The sequence below is a fragment of the Myxococcus llanfairpwllgwyngyllgogerychwyrndrobwllllantysiliogogogochensis genome (assembly GCF_006636215.1).
Classification (GTDB): Bacteria; Myxococcota; Myxococcia; order Myxococcales; family Myxococcaceae; genus Myxococcus; species Myxococcus llanfairpwllgwyngyllgogerychwyrndrobwllllantysiliogogogochensis.
Genome location: NZ_VIFM01000630.1, coordinates 1 through 579, shown reverse-complemented (window position 1 = coordinate 579; position 579 = coordinate 1). Strand labels below are relative to the sequence as shown.

Genomic DNA, 579 nt, shown 5'->3' with positions numbered 1-579 from the left:
GCCCGAGAGCGAGGTGCGGGCCTACGGCATGGAATCGGTCACCAACCTGATCGTGCGCCGCCCCTATGGCGGCGGCGGCAGGACCATCGCGCTCAACGCGCACGGCGACGTGGTTCCGCCCGGCGAAGGCTGGACGCACGACCCCTACGGCGCCGAGATCGTGGACGGAAAGATGTACGGCCGCGCCACGGCCGTGAGCAAGAGCGACTTCGCCTCGTTCACCTTCGCGGTGCGCGCACTGGAGGCCGTCGCCCCGCCCGCGCAAGGCGCGGTGGAACTGCACTTCACCTACGACGAGGAATTCGGGGGCGAACTCGGCCCCGGCTGGCTGCTCGCACAGGGCCTGACGAAGCCCGACCTGATGATCGCCGCCGGCTTCAGCTACGAGGTGGTGACGGCCCACAACGGCTGCCTGCAGATGGAAGTGACCGTGCACGGCAAGATGGCCCATGCCGCCGTGCCGCACACGGGCGTCGATGCGCTGCAGGGCGCCGTGCGCATCCTGAACGCCCTCTACCAGCAGAACACGCTCTACCGGCAGGTCACGTCCAAGGTCGAGGGCATCAAGCACCCCTACCT

At 68.9% G+C, this 579-nt stretch carries 1 protein-coding gene; it reads left to right on the top strand.

What is annotated here, in order from left to right; all coding sequences use genetic code 11:
• Positions 1 to 28: 28 nt before the first annotated feature.
• Positions 29 to 579 (top strand): M20/M25/M40 family metallo-hydrolase (locus FJV41_RS57115; protein WP_220137986.1); only part of this gene is annotated, 551 nt, incomplete at its 3' end.